Consider the following 19,384-nt stretch of genomic DNA (forward strand, 5'->3'; position numbering starts at 1 on the left):
GGATTGAATTTAGCGCAAGTCTTCCGCTTGTATCAGTAGCACCTGTTCTTCGCCTGCGGATACCTCCATCCAAATGACCGGGATTTGAGGAAACGCTCTTTTAAAGTGCTCATACTCGTTACCAATTTCAATCAGAATGGCACCACGCTCAGATAGGTAGTGACGCGCGCCAGCAATGATCTTCCGAATCAGATCCATGCCATCATCACCACCTGCTAATGCAAGAGCAGGCTCCGCATGATATTCAGCGGGTAGGGCGCTCATCGAGTTGGCGTTGACGTAAGGCGGATTACAAATGATGAGATCAAAGAGATTATCTTCATGGGGTTCTGGTAGCGCATCCCAGAGATCGCCCTCAAAAAGTTCTACCTGTGAAGTCAGACTATGACGATCAAGATTACGTGACGCCACTGCTAATGCAGGTAAACTAATGTCACAAGCACTTACATGAATATCGGGGCAAGTTAAGGCTAACAAAATCGCTAGAGAGCCATTGCCAGTGCAAAGATCAAGCGCTTTGCCATCAGCCGGCAACCAAGGTTCTAGAGAGCCATCTACGATGAGCTCAGCTATCCAGGAGCGGGGAACAATACTCTGCTCGCTAGAGAAAAAAGGTACCCCCATTAACCAGGCTTCGCCCAAGATATAAGCTAATGGCTTACGTGTGAAGATGCGGGTTTTTGCCACTTCAAACGCCTGCGCAACTTGCTCGGCACTCATCACTTGCTCTAAGTGATCCAGCGCATCCGTAGGGCTTAAGTCCAGTTGTTTGCTGACAATCCAAAGGGCTTCACTTTGCGCATCAATGGCGCCATGACCATAATGTAAATCTGCTGTTTCTAATTCTTGTGCAATGTGATTAATACATTGATCAAGCGTCAGAGATTGCTGGGGCGCAGGGTCCATGAGGAATATTTATAAAGAAGGTAATTGACGAAGCAGTCTTAAGCAACGAGTTGCTCAAGTGTCTTGCGATAGATATTTTTGAGTGGCACCACATCATCCACAATCACGCACTCATCAATCTTGTGGCTGGTCGCATTAAGTGGTCCAAACTCGACTACTTCTTTGCAGATCTTTGCAATAAATCGACCATCACTTGTGCCGCCGGTAGTCGAGAGTTCTGTATCGATCTTCGTTTCAGCTTTAATGGCTTTGCGTAGGGCACCAGCGAGGGCGCCATCGCCGGTAATGAATGGACTACCACCTAAGACCCAATCAATTTCAAAATCGAGACCTGCGGCAGTGAGAATTCCCTCTAGGCGACTACGTAGCTCTTCTGGTTTGCTCTCGGTAGAGAAGCGGAAATTGAAATCAATTGCTAACTCCCCAGGAATGACGTTATTCGCACCAGTACCTGCATGAATATTCGAAATCTGAAAGCTCGTAGGTTGGAAATACTGATTACCTTTATCCCACTCAGTTTCAACGAGCGCTTGAATTGCAGGCGCTGAAAGATGGATAGGATTTTTACCCAGGTGAGGGTAGGCGATATGCGCCTGAATACCTTTAACTCGAAGCTTACCCGAGAGTGATCCACGGCGACCATTCTTAATCATGTCGCCGAGTTGATCAACTGACGTTGGCTCACCAATTACGCAGTAATCTAAACGCTGACCTTGTTTTTGCAGACGCTCGCACATGACGACAGTGCCGTCGTTGGCTGGACCTTCTTCATCGCTAGTAATCAAAAAGGCAATAGTGCCTTTGTGATCTGGGTGGGTGATGACAAATTCTTCGGTGGCGACTACAAATCCCGCGAGAGAGGTTTTCATATCCGCAGCGCCACGACCGTAAAGTACACCATCTCTAATAGTTGGAGTAAACGGATCATTGGTCCATTTTTCTAATGGGCCAGTAGGCACAACATCAGTGTGGCCAGCAAATACCAAGACTTTACCCTGATCTCCAGACGCACCCTTTTTGATTGCCCATAGATTAGTAACCTGAAAATTATCAGGACCACTCACAACGCTCTCTGTATGAAAGCCAATGGCTTGAAGGCGTTTAGCGATGAGTTCTTGACAGCCTCCGTCCGCCGGGGTGACCGAGTGGCAGGAGATGAGGGCTTCAGTTAACTCTAGGGTGGCACTCATATATTTAGATTTAAAACTTAATCACGTAAGAGTTCGTTAATCGCAGTCTTAGCTCTAGTTTGAGCATCCACCTTCTTCACGATGATGGCGGCGTACAGGCTGTACTTGCCACAAGCAGAAGGAAGGGAGCCTGGAACAACAACAGAACCTGCTGGAACACGGCCGTAATGGATTTCACCGGTTTCACGATCGTAGATCTTGGTACTTTGACCAATATAGACACCCATAGAGAGAACAGCATTTTCTTCAATAACTACACCTTCAACAACCTCAGAGCGGGCGCCAATAAAGCAGTTATCTTCAATAATCACTGGACCAGCTTGAATTGGCTCCAAAACGCCACCAATACCAACACCGCCAGAGAGATGTACGTTTTTACCGATTTGGGCACATGAGCCTACGGTTGCCCAGGTATCGACCATGGTGCCTTCGCCGACATAAGCGCCGATATTGACATAGGAAGGCATCAAAACGGCATTCTTACCGATAAATGAGCCACGACGAGCCATTGCTGGGGGAACCACGCGGAAACCGCCATTGGCGAAGTCTTCGGCAGTGTAGTTCTCAAACTTGCTCGGTACCTTGTCGTAAAACTGGGTATAGCCACCAGCGCCCATAGGCTTGTTGTCTTCCAGGCGGAAAGACAGCAAAACTGCCTTTTTAACCCACTGGTTTACTTCCCATTTACCAACGCTAAGGCGCTCAGCCACGCGAATACTGCCTGTATTGAGGCCCTCGAGTACGGCGTTCACGGCGTTACGGATTTCCCCGGAAACGGCCTCAGGAGACAGGTTTGCACGGTTTTCCCAGGCTTGATCGATGATGCTTTGTGGTGATTTGCTCATGCTTTTCAGTTAACTATCAGATTGTTAAGGGGTTTTGTCCCCTGGATATAGATTGATCATTATATCGGTGAGGCAAAAACCCTGTGGGGAGCCTTAAGCTTGCTATCATCTTCCCACTTTAGTAATAATTTTTTACCCCCTCATTTGAACCCCTTTTTTCCCTACAAAGTACGCCGTGCAACTGAAATCCATCAAACTTTCCGGCTTTAAGTCCTTCGTCGATCCAACCCATTTTGAAATGCCAGGTCAATTGATCGGTGTTGTGGGCCCTAACGGTTGCGGAAAGTCAAACATTATTGACGCCGTGCGCTGGGTTTTGGGTGAGTCTCGCGCCAGTGAATTGCGTGGTGAATCAATGCAAGACGTGATCTTTAATGGCTCTGGTTTACGTAAACCTTCGGGTCGTGCCAGCGTCGAACTCATTTTTGATAATTCAGAAGGACGCGCTCAAGGTCAGTGGAGTGCTTTTACAGAATTGGGCATCAAACGCGTTTTGACGCGTGATGGTAATTCTAGTTATTACGTCAACAATCAAGTCGTGCGCCGTAAAGATATTCAAGATATTTTCTTGGGTACCGGTATGGGTCCAAGAGGCTACGCGATCATTGGGCAGGGCACTATTAACCGCATCTTGGAAGCAAAGCCAGAAGAGTTGCGTGTGTTCTTAGAGGAAGCAGCTGGTGTTTCTAAATACAAAGAGCGCCGTAAAGAAACTGCATCCCGCCTTGAAGATACAAAAGAAAACTTAGTACGCGTAGAAGATATTCTGCGTGAGCTCGATCAACAGGTCACTCGTTTAGAGAAGCAGGCTACTGTTGCTGAGCGCCATGCTGAATTATCTGCTGCAATGAAGTCGCAACAGCAGTTACTCTGGTTTGTACGTCAGACTGAAGCTGGCAAGGAGCAAGAGCGTCATGCTAACGGTATTCGTGACACGCAAGTGAGTTTGGAAGAACAGACTGCCAAAATGCGTCATGTGGAGACTGAACTCGAGACCATGCGTACTGAGCAGTACGCTCTACAAGATAAAGTTTCTCAAGCTCAAGGCGATTTGTATCAAACAAATGCTGATGTCAGCCAAGTAGAGTCACAAATTCGTTACGTGCAAGAAGCACGCCAGCGTTTGCAGCAGCAATCTCAAGATTTACTAGCTCAGCTGCAGCGTTGGACTGTTCAAGAAACCGATGCAGCACAAGCGCAGCGCACTGCTGAGCATGAGCTCAGCCTAGCTGCAGAAAAAGAGCAAACATTAATCGCGGACTTATCTGGCTTACAAGAGCAGATGCCAGCCCGTGAAGAGGCTTATCAAATTCATGCGCGCGAACTCAATGATGCGCGTGAGAACTTAGCTTCGATTGATCAGCGCTTAGCTAGTTTAGGTGAGCGCGTTAAAGCTATTACCTCACAAGTAGAAGAGCTCAAGGGGCGCGATACCCGTCTTGAGGCTGAGCTTGCTGGTATGCGTAGGCCCGATGCCGAAGCATTGCAAATGGCCATTGATCGTCATGCAATGGCACAGCGTAAGTTAGATGAAGCGAGACAAAAAGCAGGCGAGGCGCAACAACGTGTTCCTGCAGCTGATGAAGCTCGTAATACCGCACAACAACAGATTCAATCGGCTAACCAAGAGTTGGCACAAACCGAAGCCAAACTCACTGCATTAACTGCCTTGCAAGCCAGCGTTCAAGCTCAAGGCAAAATTGGTCCATGGCTTGAGAGCAAGGGCCTAAAAAAGAGTAAGCGTTTGTGGCAAGAACTCAAGGTGGAGAGTGGTTGGGAATCTGCCTTGGAGTCTGTATTGCGCGAGCGCTTAGCTGCGGTTACCGCTAAGAGTGTTCAAGAAACGTTAGCTTTAGCCAAAGATGCTCCTCCAAGTCGTTTAGCAATTTTGCTTACAGAAGATATTTCTCCTGCGCACACTACTGTGCCAGCAGATTTCTCACCGTTATTAACTCGCGTTCAAAGCGCAGGCGCACCACACGTAGCTGCTGTATTGCAAGAGTGGTTAGACAACATCTATATTGCCAATAGCATAGAAGATGCATTGCATCGCCGTGAGAAGTTACCTGCTGGCGGTGCTTTTGTTACTCAACAAGGCCACTTAGTGAGTCGTGTGGGTGTGCAGCTGTACGCAGCAGACTCTGAGCAGGCCGGCATGTTGGCACGTGCTCAAGAAATGGAAGGTCTCGAGAAGCAATTGCGCGCACAGAAGTTAATTCAGAGTGAGTTGCAAGGTGAGTTAGATCAATGCGCTGCTAATTACCAAGCTGCCCATCAAGCTGCAGAGCAAGCCCGTGTTGCTGCAGAGCAAGCCGTACAAGAGGTGCATAGCTTCGAAGTTGAAAGAATGCAATTAACTCAGGCTGAAGAAAAGTACAGCCAACGCGCTGAACAGATCCAGGGTGAGTTAAGTGAGTTGCGTCAGCAAATAGAGCAACTGATTCAAACACAAGAGCAATCTGTACAAGAGCTCGCTCAGTCAGAAGAATCCAAACAGGGCTTGCAAGAGAACTTAGTCATTGCTCAAGAAAAACTAGAGCTAGCTACCCAAGAGCGCGATCGCCTTCGCGAATCCTTACGCTCTTCAGAAATGTCTGCCCAAGAAGCAGCATTTTCAACCCGTTCTTTACAGCAGCGTATTTCAGACTTGCAACGTGACCAAAGTACTGCGCGTGTGCAGATCATGGAGATTCAGGATAAGCAGGCCACTTCTGAGGAAGAGCTAGAAACTCTCAGCGATGAAGAAGCTCAAGATAAATTACAAGGATTGCTACTGGCTCGCAGTGCTCGTGAGGCAGCATTGGCTAACGCACGCACAGAACAAGACGCCCTGTTGCATCAATTGCGTGAAGCTGATGAAGTGCGCTTGCAGATTGAGCGCAGTCTTCAGCCCATGCGCGATAAAGTGGTCGACTTACAGTTGCGCGAACAGGCTGCCCGTTTGAACTTTGAACAGTTTGCAACCTTGCTGTCTGAGGCTGAAGCCGATCTATCTGCACTTGAAGTGAGTTTTAGCCCAGATCTGAAGGTAGGCGCGCTGCAAACTGAAGTAAATCGCCTCAATACAGAGATTCAATCTTTGGGCCCAGTCAACATGGCTGCCTTAGATGAACTCTCCAGTTCACGTGAGCGTAAACAGTTCTTAGATGCCCAATCGGCTGACTTGAATGAAGCCATGCAGACTTTGACAGATGCAATTGCCAAGATTGATGCAGAGACCCGCGATCTCTTGCAGGGTACTTTTGATCAGGTCAATATACATTTCGGTAAGTTATTCCCTGAGTTGTTCGGTGGTGGTCATGCAGAGCTGGTGATGACTGGTGAAGAGATTTTGGATTCTGGTGTGCAAGTAATGGCTCAGCCTCCAGGCAAGAAGCTTAGTTCCATCTATTTATTATCCGGCGGCGAAAAAGCGCTAACCGCAATTGCCCTAGTCTTTTCTCTCTTCCTACTCAATCCAGCACCGTTCTGCTTGCTTGATGAGGTTGATGCGCCATTGGATGACGCGAATACCTTGCGTTATGCGCAGATGGTTGCCAAAATGTCTAGTAAGACTCAATTTGTATTCATCTCACACAACAAGATCACTATGGAAATCGCTCATCAGTTGATTGGTGTCACCATGCAAGAGCAGGGTGTATCTCGTATTGTGGCGGTCGATATCTCTTCTGCGGTATCGATGGTGGAGGCAGCTTAAGTGGATCTAGAGCAAATCATGACAGCATTGGGTTTGTCTGACTTGCAGTTCGCTTTGGCTGTTATTGGCCTGCTGATTCTGATTTTAGTGGCTATTCTGAATGTTAAATATGCTCGCGCACTGCGTAAAGCAAAAGCGAGCGTTGAGTATTTCGCCACTGAGCGAAGTGCGCGTGAACCAACTTTTGGAGCCGGTTTTGCGGATCCCACTCCTGGCGAAGAGATTGAACCAGTTTTTAAACAAGGCGCCTTGCCAGTCTTTACGATTGATCCAAGAATAGATTGCGTTATTGCTTTGCGTTTTTCCCAGCCAATTATGGGATCAGAGATCCTAAAGGAAATGCATTCCTGGGAAGATTTATCTGCTCCATCATCTGCCCGTTGGATGTGCGAGGGTTTTAATGTGGATCATGACCCTTCTGAGGCATGGGGTTTGCTTATGCCTGACTCTTCTTATTCAGAGCTTCAGCTTGCTATTCAATTAGCAAGTCGTCGTGGTCCCATAGGCGTGTTGGAGTTATCCGACTTTTGTTCTAGAGCTCAGGCGCTTGCCTTAACACTTGGTTCTCAGATTGATATGCCAAGCGTAACTACGATGTTGGATAAGGCTAAAGATTTGGATTTCATGGCTGCCGAAAGCGATATTCAATTGAGCATTAATGTACTATTTGATGAAGCGTATCCTTGGAACAGTCTTGATTCCTTGATGCGCCAACGTGGATTTATCATGTCGCGCAGTGGCCGCACTTATGAATACTTCAGTAATCGAGCGCCTATTTTTAGCAGCAGCGATCTTAATCCTGGCAAGCCTGTGCAGCAACTTACCTTACTTCTAGAACTGCCCATAGTTTCTTCTGAGGAGAGAGCATTCGAGCGCATGTTGGCAGAGGGCCTTGAAATTGCACAAGTTGCTCATGGTCGTTTAGTCGATGACAACGGCATCAATTTATCTGAAATTTCTATTCAAAGCATTCGTAAACACCTTGATGGTTTATATGAAAACCTCGAGAGAAACGGTGTTCCCGCTGGATCTTCTGCAGCCAGCAGACTTTTTAGCTGAGGAATCACTTGTCGTCCTCTAATCCGACAAAATTAGCGGATCGCTATGCACTATTACAAATCGATCTAGCACGCTTTGAGCATGCCTACTATACTCTAGATAACCCAATAGTCCCTGATGGTGAGTACGACCGCCTATATCGTGAGTTACTTGAGATAGAGGCTTTGCACCCTGAATGGATTACAAAGGACTCATTATCGCAAAGGGTGGGCGGTGCTGCACTGAAGGAATTTGATTCGGTAACTCACGCAGTGCCGATGCTTTCTTTAAACAACGCGTTTGAAGACTCTGAGTTAATTGCCTTTGATCGTCGCTGTCGTGAAGGTCTGCATGCTGAACAAGTGGATTACGCAGGTGAACTTAAATTTGATGGCCTAGCAATCTCCTTGCGCTACGAGCATGGCTCTTTGGTAAGGGCTGCTACCCGAGGTGATGGCGCCAGTGGTGAAGATGTCACTGCTAACATCAAAACTATTCGGGCCATTCCACTCAAGCTGATAGGTGACAATATCCCAGCAGTATTAGAGGTGCGCGGTGAGGTCTTTATGTATCTGGAAGATTTCCAGAAAATGAATACACAAGCCGCTGCTCAGGGTGAGAAAGAGTTTGCCAATCCCCGTAATGCTGCAGCTGGTAGCTTGCGTCAGTTAGATTCAAAGATCACTGCAAAGCGACCGCTATCATTCTTTGCTTATGGCTTAGGTGCATTGGAGCCACAATCCTGGCTACCAGTCACTCACGAACAACTTCTTGACGCCTATATCAAACTGGGTTTACCAGTTTGCGCTGAGCGCCGTGTTCTCAAATCTGTTGAAGATATTTTGGCCTTCTACAATCAAGTTGGAGCAAAGCGCGATGCTTTACCTTATGACATTGATGGTGTGGTCTACAAGGTTAACTCCTTTGCCGAGCAGGCTAAGCTGGGTTTTGTATCCAGAGCTCCACGCTTTGCCTTGGCCCATAAATTCCCAGCTCAAGAAGCTTTAACTACCGTACTCGGAATTGATGTGCAAGTTGGGCGTACTGGTGCAATCACTCCTGTTGCAAGACTTGCTCCAGTTGAAGTGGGTGGCGTCACCGTCACCAACGCTACTCTGCACAATGAAGACGAAGTCAAGCGCAAGGATGTGCGCATTGGCGATACCGTCTCCGTCAGAAGAGCGGGGGATGTCATTCCTGAGGTGGTGTCGGTTATTAAGGAGCGTAGACCAGCCAACACATCAGAATTTGTCATGCCAACAAATTGCCCAGTGTGCGATTCACATATAGAACGATTGGCTGACGAAGCAATTGCCCGTTGCAGTGGTGGCTTATTCTGTGGCGCACAGCGTAAGCAGGCATTAATTCATTTTGCGCATAGACGTGCATTAGATATTGAAGGATTGGGCGAGAAGATTGTGGATCAGTTAGTTGATCACAATCTAGTTAGAACGCCGGCTGATCTCTATCGCCTTGGCTTCACAGCTATTGCGAACTTGGAGCGCATGGGTGAGAAGTCAGCTGACAATCTCATTCAATCTATTAACCAGTCCAGAAATACCACCTTAGCCAGATTTATCTTTGCGCTCGGTATACGCCACGTAGGTGAGACCACTGCCAAAGACTTGGCCAATCACTACCAATCTATGCATGCCCTCATGGATGCCAAGCTCGAAGACTTGTTGACAGTAAAAGACGTTGGCCCAGTAGTAGCAGACTCCATCACTAGCTTTATGGAAGAAGCCCACAACCGTGAAGTGATTGAGCAACTCTTAGCCTCAGGAATGCAGCTCTCTGTGGAAGAAAAAGTTATTAGTGCAGCGGTAGCAGGTAAAACTTTTGTACTGACAGGCACATTCCCAACCATGACCAGAGATGAGGCAAAAGATCTTCTCGAAAAAGCAGGTGCCAAAGTAGCAGGCTCAGTCTCTAAGAAAACCGACTACGTAGTGGCAGGATCAGACGCCGGTAGTAAGCTCACTAAAGCAGAGGAGTTAGGCGTTCCGGTAATTGATGAGGCAAGCATGCTTCTACTCTTGGCTTAAGCTCCTAAGGCCTCTAACAAATCCGTCTCCAACAAGATCTGCAGCTTAGGATTCTTGCTCAAGTTAGCCGCATCTAATAAGAATACGTCTTCGACTCGCTCACCCAATGTATTAATGCGTGCAGTATGTAAGGAAACTTGATGCTTGGCTAATATTCTGGAGATTGCATACAGTAAGCCGGTGCGGTCACTCGTTGAGAGGGATAGAGCGTAGTAATGACCACGCTCATCTGGAGTCATGTGCACGCGTGGCTGAATAGGGAAGGTGCGAGACTGTCTCGAGAGCCTACCCATGCTGGGTGATGGTAGTGGATCATTGATTTGCAGTGCTGCTGTGAGCTCATATTCCACCAGTTGAATAAGATCGCGGTAACTGCCACCCTCATCTACCAAATTGCTGCCTGAGATTTGGAATGTATCAAGTGCATAGCCATGCTTTGTTGTATGAATGCGGGCATCCCAAATTGAGAAGCCATGGCGTTCAAAGTAGGCGCAAATTCTGGCAAATAGATCTTCTTGGTCTTTGACATAGACAGCAATCTGCAGGCCTTCACCAACTGGAGAGAGTCGAGCCCGTACGACCGGCGTTTCGCTATCCACTCTGTCAAATAGATGGCGAGTCAACCAAGCAATATCAGCGGCATCTTGGCGCAAAAAGAAGGCAACATCTAATTGCTTCCAGAGATTGTCATAAGCAGAGTCCTCAATTGCATTGAGGCGCAACATGGCGCGGGATTCTTCTTGATGTTGTGCGAGTTCGGAGGAGGCATCTGGCTTTGCTCCACCTAATACGCGCAATGTTACGCGATAGAGGTCTTCTAATAGCTTGCCTTTCCAGGCATTCCATACTTTAGGGCTCGTGCCACGGACATCAGCAACAGTTAATAAATACAGGGCAGTAAGGTGACGCTCATCACCTACCTTTTTTGCAAATGCTTGCACCACATCGGGGTCGGTAATATCTTGTTTCTGAGCAACTTGACTCATGTTCAAGTGTTCTGCAACTAGCCAAATTAAGAGCTCGGTATCTGCTTTATCTAAGCCATGATCTTTGGCAAACTTGCGCATGTCTGCCTTACCCAGTTCAGAGTGATCACCACCACGCCCCTTGGCAATGTCATGAAAGAGTGCGGCTATGACTAATAGCCACGGCTTTTCAAAATGGGCAATCAGGCTGCTGCAAAAAGGAAATTCATGCGTATGCTCAACCACCATAAAGCGGCGTACATTACGCAGCACCATCAAGATATGTTGATCGACTGTGTAGACATGAAACAAGTCATGCTGCATCTGACCAACGATTCTTCTGAAGGCGGGCAGATAGCGACCGAGGACGCTGGTACGGTTCATGAGTTGAAAAGCGCGACTGACTCCCTCGGGCTCTTTGAGGATTTCCATAAAGAGCGCGCGGTTGACCGGATCTTTACGCCATTGACTGTCCATTTTTTGACGAGCGTTATAGAGGGCTCTAAAGATTGTTGCCGATAGGCTCTTGACGTTCGCTGTTTGCGCAAATACTAAGAAGGTCCGCAGGATCTGTTCTGGATGCTTCTGGAATAACTGCGGGTCAGTAATGTCTAGGACGCCTTGACGCTCAATAAAGCATTCATTGCCTTCCCCCGCAATAGCATGGGTTGTTTTAGATTCTTGGGGAAAAAGGAGTGCTTCAATGTTTTGAAGTAGCACATCATTTAATTGACTGACTGCTTTGGCTGCCCAATAGTAGCGGCGCATGATGGCCTCACTGGCCAGCCTTGAGGATTCTTCTGTGATGCCCATCGCTGCTGCTAATGGTGTCTGTAAGTCAAATACTAAAACATCTTGCCTACGCTTAGCTAGTAGATGTAAGTTTGCACGCAGAGTTTCTAAAAAACGCTGGTTGCGATTGAGCTCGGTTAACTCGCGTTGTGTAATGAGGCCGGTAAAACTGAGATCCTTAAATGTATTACCTAAGCGCGCTGCTTTGCTGACCCAGGAAATCACCTGTAAGTCACGCAAGCCGCCGGGACTCTCTTTACAGTTAGGCTCTAATGAGTAAGGTGTGTCTTGATATTTATAATGACGCTGAATTTGTTCTGCTAGCTTGGCCTGGAAGAATGACTTGGGATCTAAGGTCTTCTCATAAACAGATTCAAATTCTTTGAAGAGGGCTTTCTTGCCGCAGATGAGTCTGGATTCAAGCAGGGAGGTGCGAACCGTAATATCTTGCTCTGCCTCAGATGCGCACTCGGCAACAGTTCGAACTGAGGAGCCAATTTCTAATCCGGTATCCCAGCATTGCGCTATAAACTTTTCAATTCTGCTGGCAAGCACCTCTTCAAAGTATTGCTTATCTGCGGGTAGCAAAATCAGGATATCAATATCGGAGTAGGGAAAGAGTGCGCCCCTTCCAAATCCACCTACCGCTACCAAAGCAGCTTCCGCATTTAAATCACAGGAATTCCATAGGCTAATGAGAAGTTCATCGCTGAGCTTGCTGAGTTGCTTGGTTAATCGCCCAACAATTTGATGCTCGCGAAAATCCTCATAGGCTAGTTCTCGCGCAGCCCTTAAGCTGGCAATATCTGCAATAGGTTTCATCGCCGCGAGAGTGTGACCCATTGCGCTTGAGCTAATTTAATAATTAAGCGTTAGCCAGATTTGGTCTAAATGACAGACCTTTAACGCAATCAGGAATTGGATTGCTACCCTCTGACCAAGTTAATACCTCAACGCCAGTTGATGTCACTAAAAGCGTGTGCTCCCATTGTGCAGAGAGGCTGCGGTCTTTGGTCTTCACCGTCCATTGATCAGGCATTGTCCGAATATCGCGCTTGCCGGCATTGATCATCGGCTCAATAGTGAAGGTCATACCTTCAGTTAACTTTTCACCAGTGCCAGGACGGCCGTAGTGAAGAATCTGTGGGTCTTGATGAAACACTTTGCCAATACCATGACCGCAGTATTCACGAACCACTGAATAACCGGCTTTTTCAGCGTGAGTCTGAATGACGTGGCCAATATCGCCCAGTGATGCACCAGGTTTGACTTGCGCAATTCCAAGCCACATACATTCAAAAGTAATTTGGGTGAGGCGTTTAGCTAATACTGACACTTCACCAACCATGAACATACGGCTGGTATCGCCGTAGTAGCCATCAGGCGTAATCACAGTGATGTCGAGGTTGACAACATCACCGCTTTTTAAAATCTTCTCGCCAGGAATACCATGGCAGATAACATCATTGACTGAAGTGCAGATCGACGCCGGAAAGGGTGGATAGCCTGGTGGCTGGTAGTTCAGTGGGGCTGGAATAGTCTTTTGGACATCGCGCATGTACTCATGACAAATGCGGTCCAATTCAGCTGTGCTCACACCAGGTTTGACGTGGGGGGCAACGTGGTCAAGAACTTCACTGGCTAAGCGGCCAGCTTCGCGCATCCCTTGGATGTCTTTTTCGGCGGTGAATACACTATTCATGCCTTGATTATCAACGACTTGGGGCTTTTTGCTAGTGGGAAGATGCCTAAATATTAGGCAGATTCACCATTTAACGGCATTTATGAGTAGGTTTTCTACTGAGGCGCTCGGGGTGGGGCGTCTAGACCATTGATATTTAAGCTATAATTTTGTTCTCAAGTCAATTTTGATCTGAAATAGCGGGTTGAGTCTTCCAGGGTGGCGTTTTTTAGCGCAGCTAGGACTCAATCTCAGAAACCAACCCTTAGGAGAAGTTATGTCAGTAACTATGCGTCAAATGCTGGAAGCCGGTTGCCATTTTGGTCACCAAACCCGTTTCTGGTCCCCAAGAATGGCCCCTTATATTTTCGGCCATCGCAACAAAATTCACATCATCAACTTAGAAAAAACATTGCCAATGTTTCAGGACGCCCTGAAATTTGCAAAACAAGTTGCTGCTAACCGTGGAACTATCTTATTCGTAGGTACTAAGCGTCAATCGCGCGAGATCATTGCTGAAGAAGCTGCTCGTGCTGGTATGCCTTACATCGACAGCCGTTGGTTGGGCGGTACGCTCACGAACTTCAAAACTGTTAAAGGTTCCCTCAAGCGTTTGAAGGACATGGCAGTTGCTAAAGAAGCGGGCGACTGGGAAAAGCTTTCCAAGAAAGAGGCCTTGACTAATGATCGCGATCTCGACAAGTTGCAAAAAGCGCTTGGCGGTATTCAAGATTTGAACGGCGTTCCTGATGCGATTTTCGTAGTGGACGTTGGCTATCACAAGATTGCTATTACTGAAGCTAACAAGCTTGGTATTCCAGTTATCGCTGTAGTGGATACCAACCACTCACCAGAAGGTGTTGATTACATCATCCCTGGTAACGATGACTCCAGCAAGGCTGTTCTGCTCTACGCTCGTGGCATTGCTGACGCAATCCTCGAAGGTAAATCAAACTCCGTTCAAGAAATCTTGACTGCCGTTAAAGAAGGCGAAGAAGAGTTTGTTGAAGATGGGAAAGCTGAATAATGGCCGCTATTACCGCTGCAATGGTTGGCGAGTTACGCGCCAAGACTGATGCTCCGATGATGGAGTGCAAAAAGGCATTGACTGAGGCTGATGGCGATATGGCTCGTGCAGAAGAAATTCTGCGTGTAAAGCTCGGTAGCAAAGCTGGCAAAGCCGCATCCCGTGTTACTGCTGAAGGTATTGTGGTTTCATTTATCAATGGCACTACTGGTGCTTTGTTGGAAGTGAACTGCGAAACTGACTTTGTTTCTAAGAACGATGACTTCTTGGCTTTTACTGCTGAATGCGTCAACTTAGTTGCTGAAAAGAATCCAGCTGACGTTGCTGCCTTACTTGCATTGCCAATGCATGGCCAAACTGTGGATGAAGTTCGTAGCGCCTTGATCGGTAAGATCGGTGAGAACATCATGCCACGTCGCTTCAAGCATTTCGCTGGTAGCAACAAGTTAGTCTCTTACCTCCACGGCACTCGTATCGGCGTGATGGTGGAGTTCGAAGGTGATGAGACTGCTGCTAAAGACGTAGCAATGCATATTGCTGCAATGAAGCCAGTGGCTTTGTCGATGGCTGATGTTCCTGCTGAAGCTATTGCTGTTGAGCGTAGTGTTGCTGTTCAAAAGGCTGCTGAATCTGGTAAACCACCAGAAATCGTTGAGAAGATGGTTGAAGGTTCTATTCAGAAGTACCTCAAAGAGGTTTCTTTGTTGAACCAAACGTTCGTTAAAAACGACAAGCAATCGGTTGAGCAAATGCTCAAAGCCGCTAACACCACAATCAAGAGTTTCACTATGTTTATTGTGGGTGAGGGCATTGAGAAGCGTCAAGACGACTTTGCGGCTGAAGTGGCTGCTCAGGTTGCCGCTGCTAAAGGCGCTTAGTTAGCTCCAAGCTTCTTGGGATCTTCCAGTACGACTGTAATACCCAAAAGGGCATAGAAACCTCGGTTTCTATGCCCTTTTCTTTGATCGGTGCCAAGCCCTTTATAATTTAGGCAAGATATTAAAAGTACTTAAAGATCAATAAGCTAAGCAGATAAATTGCTCAGCAAATTACGGAAAATTAAACGATGCCAGTCTACAAACGTGTTCTCTTAAAACTCTCTGGTGAAGCCCTCATGGGGGATGATGCTTTTGGAATTAATCCAATTACGATTGATTCCATAGTGAAAGAAATAGCGGAAGTAGTCAATAGCGGCGTTCAATTGGCTATCGTAATTGGTGGCGGAAATATTTTCCGAGGTGTAGCAGGTGGCGCGGCCGGCATGGATCGCGCAACGGCAGACTACATGGGAATGCTCGCCACCATGATGAATTCACTTGCACTACAAGATGCTTTGCGCCAAAAAGGGGTTGAAGCTCGCGTGCAGTCTGCTTTGAGAATGGATCAAGTGGTGGAGCCCTACATTCGTCCTCGTGCGATTCGTGCTCTGAGTGAAGGTAAGGTCGTGATCTTTGCTGCGGGTACGGGAAATCCATTCTTTACTACCGATACTGCAGCCGCTTTGCGTGGTGCAGAGATGGGTGTTGAAATCATGCTCAAGGCGACTAAGGTAGACGGTATTTACAGCGCTGATCCGATGAAAGACCCAACGGCTACTTTGTATAAAACAATGACTTTTGATGAGGCGATCATTAAAAACTTACAGGTCATGGACGCAACTGCTTTTGCATTGTGCCGTGATCGCAAATTACCCATTAAAGTGTTTTCAATTCTCAAGCCAGGCGCATTGATGCGTGTGGTTCAAGGTGAGTCTGAAGGTACCTTAGTACACGTTTAATAGGAGGCTTGATGTCCGCAGCAGAAATTAAAACCACTACCGATCAAAAGATGCAGAAGTCTCTTGAGGCTCTGAAAACCAATTTGGCGAAGATTCGCTCTGGTCGTGCAAATCCTGGAATCTTGGAGCACATCCAAGTGGATTACTACGGTAATCCAACGCCACTAAGCCAAGTGGCTAGCTTAGGCTTGGCTGATGCCAGAACAATCAACGTACAGCCATTTGAAAAAACGATGGTTGGTGCAATTGAGAAAGCCATTCGTGACTCAGACTTGGGTCTCAACCCAGCTTCGCAAGGCACCGTAATTCGTGTGCCCATGCCTGCATTAACTGAAGAGCGTCGCCGTGATTTGACTAAGGTTGTCAAAAACGAAGGTGAAGATACGAAAATTGCTGTACGAAATTTACGTCGTGATGCCAATGAGCATTTAAAGCGCCTCACCAAAGATAAAGAAATTTCTGAGGACGATGAGCGTCGTGCAACCGATGATATTCAGAAGATGACTGACCGTGCGGTGATTGATATCGACAAGATCGTTTCTGAAAAAGAAAAAGAGATCATGACGGTTTAATCGTCAGATCCATTCTTATTATTCGACTTATGACTCAGCACACTAGCTCAACTTTAGTTATCCCAGAGGTTAGCGCTATTCCTCGTCATGTCGCCATCATCATGGACGGCAACGGGCGCTGGGCTGGTAAGCGTTTCATGCCACGGGTAGCAGGACACTCAGAGGGTTTGGGTACTGTTCGTAAGATTGTTCAAGAGTGTCGCCAGCTAGGTGTGGAATATCTCACTTTGTTTGCATTCAGCTCTGAAAATTGGCGCCGCCCTCCCGAAGAAGTCAGCTTTTTAATGAAGCTATTCCTGAAATCCTTGAAGGGTGAGGTCTCTCGTTTAGCTGAAAACGATATCCGTCTTCGCCTCATTGGGGATTTAAGCCGCTTTGATTCTGGGATTCAGGAGATGGTCCAGTTCTCCGAAGAAAAAACAGCGGCTTGCAAAGGGCTTACGCTCACCATTGCTGCTAACTATGGTGGACGTTGGGATATCTTGCAGGCGATGCGCCAAGCTTTGGCTGCCAACCCAAGCCTGAAACCAGACCAAGTGTCTGAAGAATTATTACAACCCTATCTTTCTATGGCTTATGCGCCAGAACCAGATTTGTTTATTCGAACTGGTGGCGAGCAGCGTGTCAGTAACTTCCTGCTATGGCAACTGGCCTATACCGAGTTGTATTTCACGGATACCCTCTGGCCTGATTTTGATGAAGTTCAGTTACATAAAGCTTTTGATTGGTTTAGTCAGCGCGAGCGTCGCTTTGGGCGGACTAGCGCTCAATTAGCATCTGAGTCATTGATTGACGCAGTCTAAAACTCCCCTTATTTCCCCATGCTAAAAACCCGAATCATTACTGCCACAATCCTGATGGCAGTGCTATTACCCATCTTATTTTTCTTGCCACCAATTTACTTGGGCATATTTTTCCTGATTGCCCTAGTTGTTGCCGCTTGGGAATGGAGTCGTATGATTGCTCCAGAAGCGAAAAAGGCAGCATGGCTCTACGCTGTTTTTTGTCTAGTGATCATTTCATTGTTACTGGGCATGCAAGCAATCACATGGCAGTTTTCTTTGCTCATGATGACGGTTTTATTTTGGTTCTTTTTGGCGCCATTCATCTTAGCCCAAGGAATGGACCTCTCACTTCAAAAATTCAAACCTTTCTACAGTATTGTCGGCTTGATCATTCTGCCGGCAACTTGGTTTGCATTAGTCTTCTTGCGTGAATTAGGCTTAGTATTTTTATTAACAACGATGGCCTTGGTTTGGGTTGCTGATATCGGCGCCTATTTTGTTGGTAAAGCTTTTGGTAAACACAAACTGGCTTTGAACATCAGCCCAGGAAAATCAATTGAGGGCGCGCTGGGTGGTTTACTGCTTTGCTATCTCTATGCATTTTTATGCGTCACGTATTTACCGTTAGGCGATACTTTATTTGGTGCTTGGGCTATTCAATTTGGTTGGGTGCCAATGTTCCTGATGGTGACAGTATTAACCGCGTTCAGCATCTTTGGGGATTTATTTGAGTCTCAGTTAAAGCGTTTGGCTGGCGTCAAAGATAGCAGTCATTTACTGCCAGGCCATGGTGGTGTTCTAGATCGTGTTGATGCACTCATTCCAACAATGCCGATTGCCGCATTACTGGCAGGGTGGATTTAATGATTCTTAAGCAGCTTGCCATCTTGGGATCTACTGGATCGATTGGTGTTAACACCCTAGATGTCATCCGTGCCCATCCTGATCGCTTTAAGGTAGTCGCTCTGACGGCCGCAAAACAAATTGAGCGCTTAGCCGAGCAATGTATCGAGTTCAAGCCTGCTATTGCAGCGGTGGCTGATGCGAATGGCGCTGCTCAACTGAGCCAACTGTTGCAAGAAAAAAAGATTCCTACTCACGTTCTCTATGGACCAGAGGCTTTGGTCAGTGCAGTAACTGAATCTGGGTGCGATACGGTGATGGCAGCGATTGTGGGAGCCGCCGGCCTAGTCCCAACTTTAGCAGCTGCAAACGCAGGCAAGAGGGTTTTGCTCGCCAATAAAGAAGCGCTGGTCATGTCGGGTAATTTATTTATGCAGGCAATGAAAGCGGGCGGTGGCGAATTGCTGCCGATTGATAGTGAGCACAATGCGATTTTTCAATGCCTACCTGATCGCTTTACAACAAACCCATCCGTCCATTTAGGTGTTGAAGAGCTCTGGTTAACCGCTTCTGGTGGACCGTTTAGGGATAGACCTATTGCAGACTTGGCGAGTATTACTCCTGATCAAGCCTGCGCCCATCCGAATTGGGTGATGGGTCGTAAGATTTCGGTGGACTCTGCGACGATGATGAATAAAGGTCTTGAAGTCATTGAGGCTTTTTGGTTATTTGGTTTGCCACTAGAAAAAATTAAAGTTTTGATTCATCCGCAGAGCGTAGTGCACTCGATGGTGCGTTATCGCGATGGTTCAGTTTTAGCGCAAATGGGTCAACCGGATATGCGCACGCCGATTGCCTATGGACTGGCTTGGCCTGAACGGATTGCTGCTGGTGTTGCTCCTTTAAATCTGACGCAGTTGAGCAGCCTCAGTTTTACAGAGCCTAATTTTGCTCAATTTCCTTGCTTAAGCTTGGCCTTTGCAGCAGCAAAAGCAGGGGGAACTTCACCTGCCGTTCTCAATGCTGCCAATGAAGTTGCCGTTGCAGCTTTCTTGGAGGCTGGATTGCCTTACTTAAGCATTCCGAAGGTAGTGGAACACTGTTTAAATGCGCTGCCATCGGCTCCTGCGGATTCTTTAGAAGCAATCCTTGGCGCTGATGCTCAGGCTCGTCAAGCTGCCAATCAATTCATTCGCAACATTCAGAAATAGATTGGTCTTT

Annotated in this window: 15 protein-coding genes; 10 read left to right on the forward strand and 5 right to left on the reverse strand. The window is 47.2% G+C overall.

Features of this window, described 5'->3' with window-relative positions; translation table 11 throughout:
• Positions 1–9 precede the first annotated feature (9 nt).
• The 3 genes from prmB to dapD are packed head-to-tail and all read right to left on the reverse strand — an operon-like array spanning position 10 to position 2,941.
• A complete protein-coding gene (gene prmB / locus ICN22_RS04810) occupies positions 10–906 on the reverse strand; it encodes a 50S ribosomal protein L3 N(5)-glutamine methyltransferase (RefSeq protein ID WP_216169131.1) in 897 nt (298 codons plus the stop codon).
• Between the two features lie 38 nt (positions 907–944).
• Positions 945–2,096, reverse strand: coding sequence for a succinyl-diaminopimelate desuccinylase (dapE, locus tag ICN22_RS04815; RefSeq protein WP_216169132.1), 1,152 nt, complete (start codon positions 2,094–2,096; stop codon positions 945–947).
• A gap of 17 nt (positions 2,097–2,113) precedes the next feature.
• Positions 2,114–2,941, reverse strand: coding sequence for a 2,3,4,5-tetrahydropyridine-2,6-dicarboxylate N-succinyltransferase (gene dapD, locus ICN22_RS04820; RefSeq protein WP_215354181.1), 828 nt, complete (start codon positions 2,939–2,941; stop codon positions 2,114–2,116).
• Positions 2,942–3,116: 175 nt separating this feature from the next.
• On the opposite strand from dapD, the gene smc reads away from it, so the two are divergent.
• The 3 genes from smc to ligA are packed head-to-tail and all read left to right on the forward strand — an operon-like array spanning position 3,117 to position 9,721.
• The gene (smc, locus tag ICN22_RS04825) at positions 3,117–6,638 is read left to right on the forward strand and encodes a chromosome segregation protein SMC (RefSeq protein ID WP_216169133.1); all 3,522 of its coding nucleotides are present in this window, start codon (positions 3,117–3,119) and stop codon (positions 6,636–6,638) included.
• An 18-nt stretch (positions 6,639–6,656) separates the two neighbouring features.
• On the forward strand, positions 6,657–7,697 hold the full coding sequence (locus ICN22_RS04830; RefSeq protein WP_216169134.1) for a cell division protein ZipA C-terminal FtsZ-binding domain-containing protein: 1,041 nt from the start codon (positions 6,657–6,659) through the stop codon (positions 7,695–7,697).
• An 8-nt stretch (positions 7,698–7,705) separates the two neighbouring features.
• On the forward strand, positions 7,706–9,721 hold the full coding sequence (ligA, locus tag ICN22_RS04835) for an NAD-dependent DNA ligase LigA (RefSeq protein WP_216169135.1): 2,016 nt from the start codon (positions 7,706–7,708) through the stop codon (positions 9,719–9,721).
• On the opposite strand, the gene ICN22_RS04840 is transcribed toward ligA, so the two are convergent.
• Together ICN22_RS04840 and map are read right to left on the reverse strand one after the other, a co-directional pair.
• Positions 9,718–12,321: a [protein-PII] uridylyltransferase gene (locus tag ICN22_RS04840; RefSeq protein WP_216169136.1), complete on the reverse strand. Its 2,604-nt coding sequence runs from the start codon at positions 12,319–12,321 to the stop codon at positions 9,718–9,720. The genes ligA and ICN22_RS04840 overlap by 4 nt on opposite strands.
• A 22-nt stretch (positions 12,322–12,343) precedes the next feature.
• Positions 12,344–13,180: a type I methionyl aminopeptidase gene (map, locus tag ICN22_RS04845; RefSeq protein ID WP_216169137.1), complete on the reverse strand. Its 837-nt coding sequence runs from the start codon at positions 13,178–13,180 to the stop codon at positions 12,344–12,346.
• 256 nt (positions 13,181–13,436) lie between these two features.
• Between map and rpsB the strand changes: the two genes are divergently transcribed.
• The 7 genes from rpsB (at position 13,437) to ispC (ending at position 19,374) form a co-directional block, all read left to right on the forward strand.
• Positions 13,437–14,186 (forward strand): 30S ribosomal protein S2, encoded by a 750-nt coding sequence (rpsB, locus tag ICN22_RS04850; protein WP_216169138.1) that lies wholly within the window; start codon positions 13,437–13,439, stop codon positions 14,184–14,186.
• Entirely contained in the window at positions 14,186–15,064 is an 879-nt protein-coding gene (gene tsf, locus ICN22_RS04855; RefSeq protein ID WP_216169139.1) for a translation elongation factor Ts, read from the forward strand. Before rpsB ends, tsf begins: the two co-directional genes overlap by 1 nt.
• Positions 15,065–15,252: 188 nt before the next feature.
• Entirely contained in the window at positions 15,253–15,963 is a 711-nt protein-coding gene (gene pyrH, locus ICN22_RS04860; protein WP_216169140.1) for a UMP kinase, read from the forward strand.
• Between the two features lie 11 nt (positions 15,964–15,974).
• Complete coding sequence (frr, locus tag ICN22_RS04865; protein ID WP_216169141.1) at positions 15,975–16,535, forward strand: ribosome recycling factor; 561 nt, start codon at positions 15,975–15,977, stop codon at positions 16,533–16,535.
• Between the two features lie 29 nt (positions 16,536–16,564).
• The gene (gene uppS, locus ICN22_RS04870; protein ID WP_216169142.1) at positions 16,565–17,338 is read left to right on the forward strand and encodes an undecaprenyl pyrophosphate synthase; all 774 of its coding nucleotides are present in this window, start codon (positions 16,565–16,567) and stop codon (positions 17,336–17,338) included.
• An 18-nt stretch (positions 17,339–17,356) separates the two neighbouring features.
• The gene (locus tag ICN22_RS04875; protein ID WP_216169143.1) at positions 17,357–18,184 is read left to right on the forward strand and encodes a phosphatidate cytidylyltransferase; all 828 of its coding nucleotides are present in this window, start codon (positions 17,357–17,359) and stop codon (positions 18,182–18,184) included.
• Positions 18,185–18,186: 2 nt separating this feature from the next.
• Entirely contained in the window at positions 18,187–19,374 is a 1,188-nt protein-coding gene (gene ispC, locus ICN22_RS04880; protein WP_216169353.1) for a 1-deoxy-D-xylulose-5-phosphate reductoisomerase, read from the forward strand.
• Positions 19,375–19,384: the final 10 nt, after the last annotated feature.

The organism is Polynucleobacter bastaniensis, assembly GCF_018882205.1.
Taxonomy (GTDB): domain Bacteria; phylum Pseudomonadota; class Gammaproteobacteria; order Burkholderiales; family Burkholderiaceae; genus Polynucleobacter; species Polynucleobacter bastaniensis.

Bases quoted from the DNA above. Each gene is read 5' to 3' on its own strand.
- prmB (WP_216169131.1), bottom strand. From the start codon at position 906: ATGGACCCTGCGCCCCAGCAATCTCTGACGCTTGATCAATGTATTAAT.
- dapE (WP_216169132.1), bottom strand. From the start codon at position 2,096: ATGAGTGCCACCCTAGAGTTAACTGAAGCCCTCATCTCCTGCCACTCG.
- dapD (WP_215354181.1), bottom strand. From the start codon at position 2,941: ATGAGCAAATCACCACAAAGCATCATCGATCAAGCCTGGGAAAACCGT.
- ICN22_RS04830 (WP_216169134.1), top strand. From the start codon at position 6,657: ATGACAGCATTGGGTTTGTCTGACTTGCAGTTCGCTTTGGCTGTTATT.
- ICN22_RS04840 (WP_216169136.1), bottom strand. From the start codon at position 12,321: ATGGGTCACACTCTCGCGGCGATGAAACCTATTGCAGATATTGCCAGC.
- map (WP_216169137.1), bottom strand. From the start codon at position 13,180: ATGAATAGTGTATTCACCGCCGAAAAAGACATCCAAGGGATGCGCGAA.
- rpsB (WP_216169138.1), top strand. From the start codon at position 13,437: ATGTCAGTAACTATGCGTCAAATGCTGGAAGCCGGTTGCCATTTTGGT.
- tsf (WP_216169139.1), top strand. From the start codon at position 14,186: ATGGCCGCTATTACCGCTGCAATGGTTGGCGAGTTACGCGCCAAGACT.
- pyrH (WP_216169140.1), top strand. From the start codon at position 15,253: ATGCCAGTCTACAAACGTGTTCTCTTAAAACTCTCTGGTGAAGCCCTC.
- frr (WP_216169141.1), top strand. From the start codon at position 15,975: ATGTCCGCAGCAGAAATTAAAACCACTACCGATCAAAAGATGCAGAAG.
- uppS (WP_216169142.1), top strand. From the start codon at position 16,565: ATGACTCAGCACACTAGCTCAACTTTAGTTATCCCAGAGGTTAGCGCT.
- ICN22_RS04875 (WP_216169143.1), top strand. From the start codon at position 17,357: ATGCTAAAAACCCGAATCATTACTGCCACAATCCTGATGGCAGTGCTA.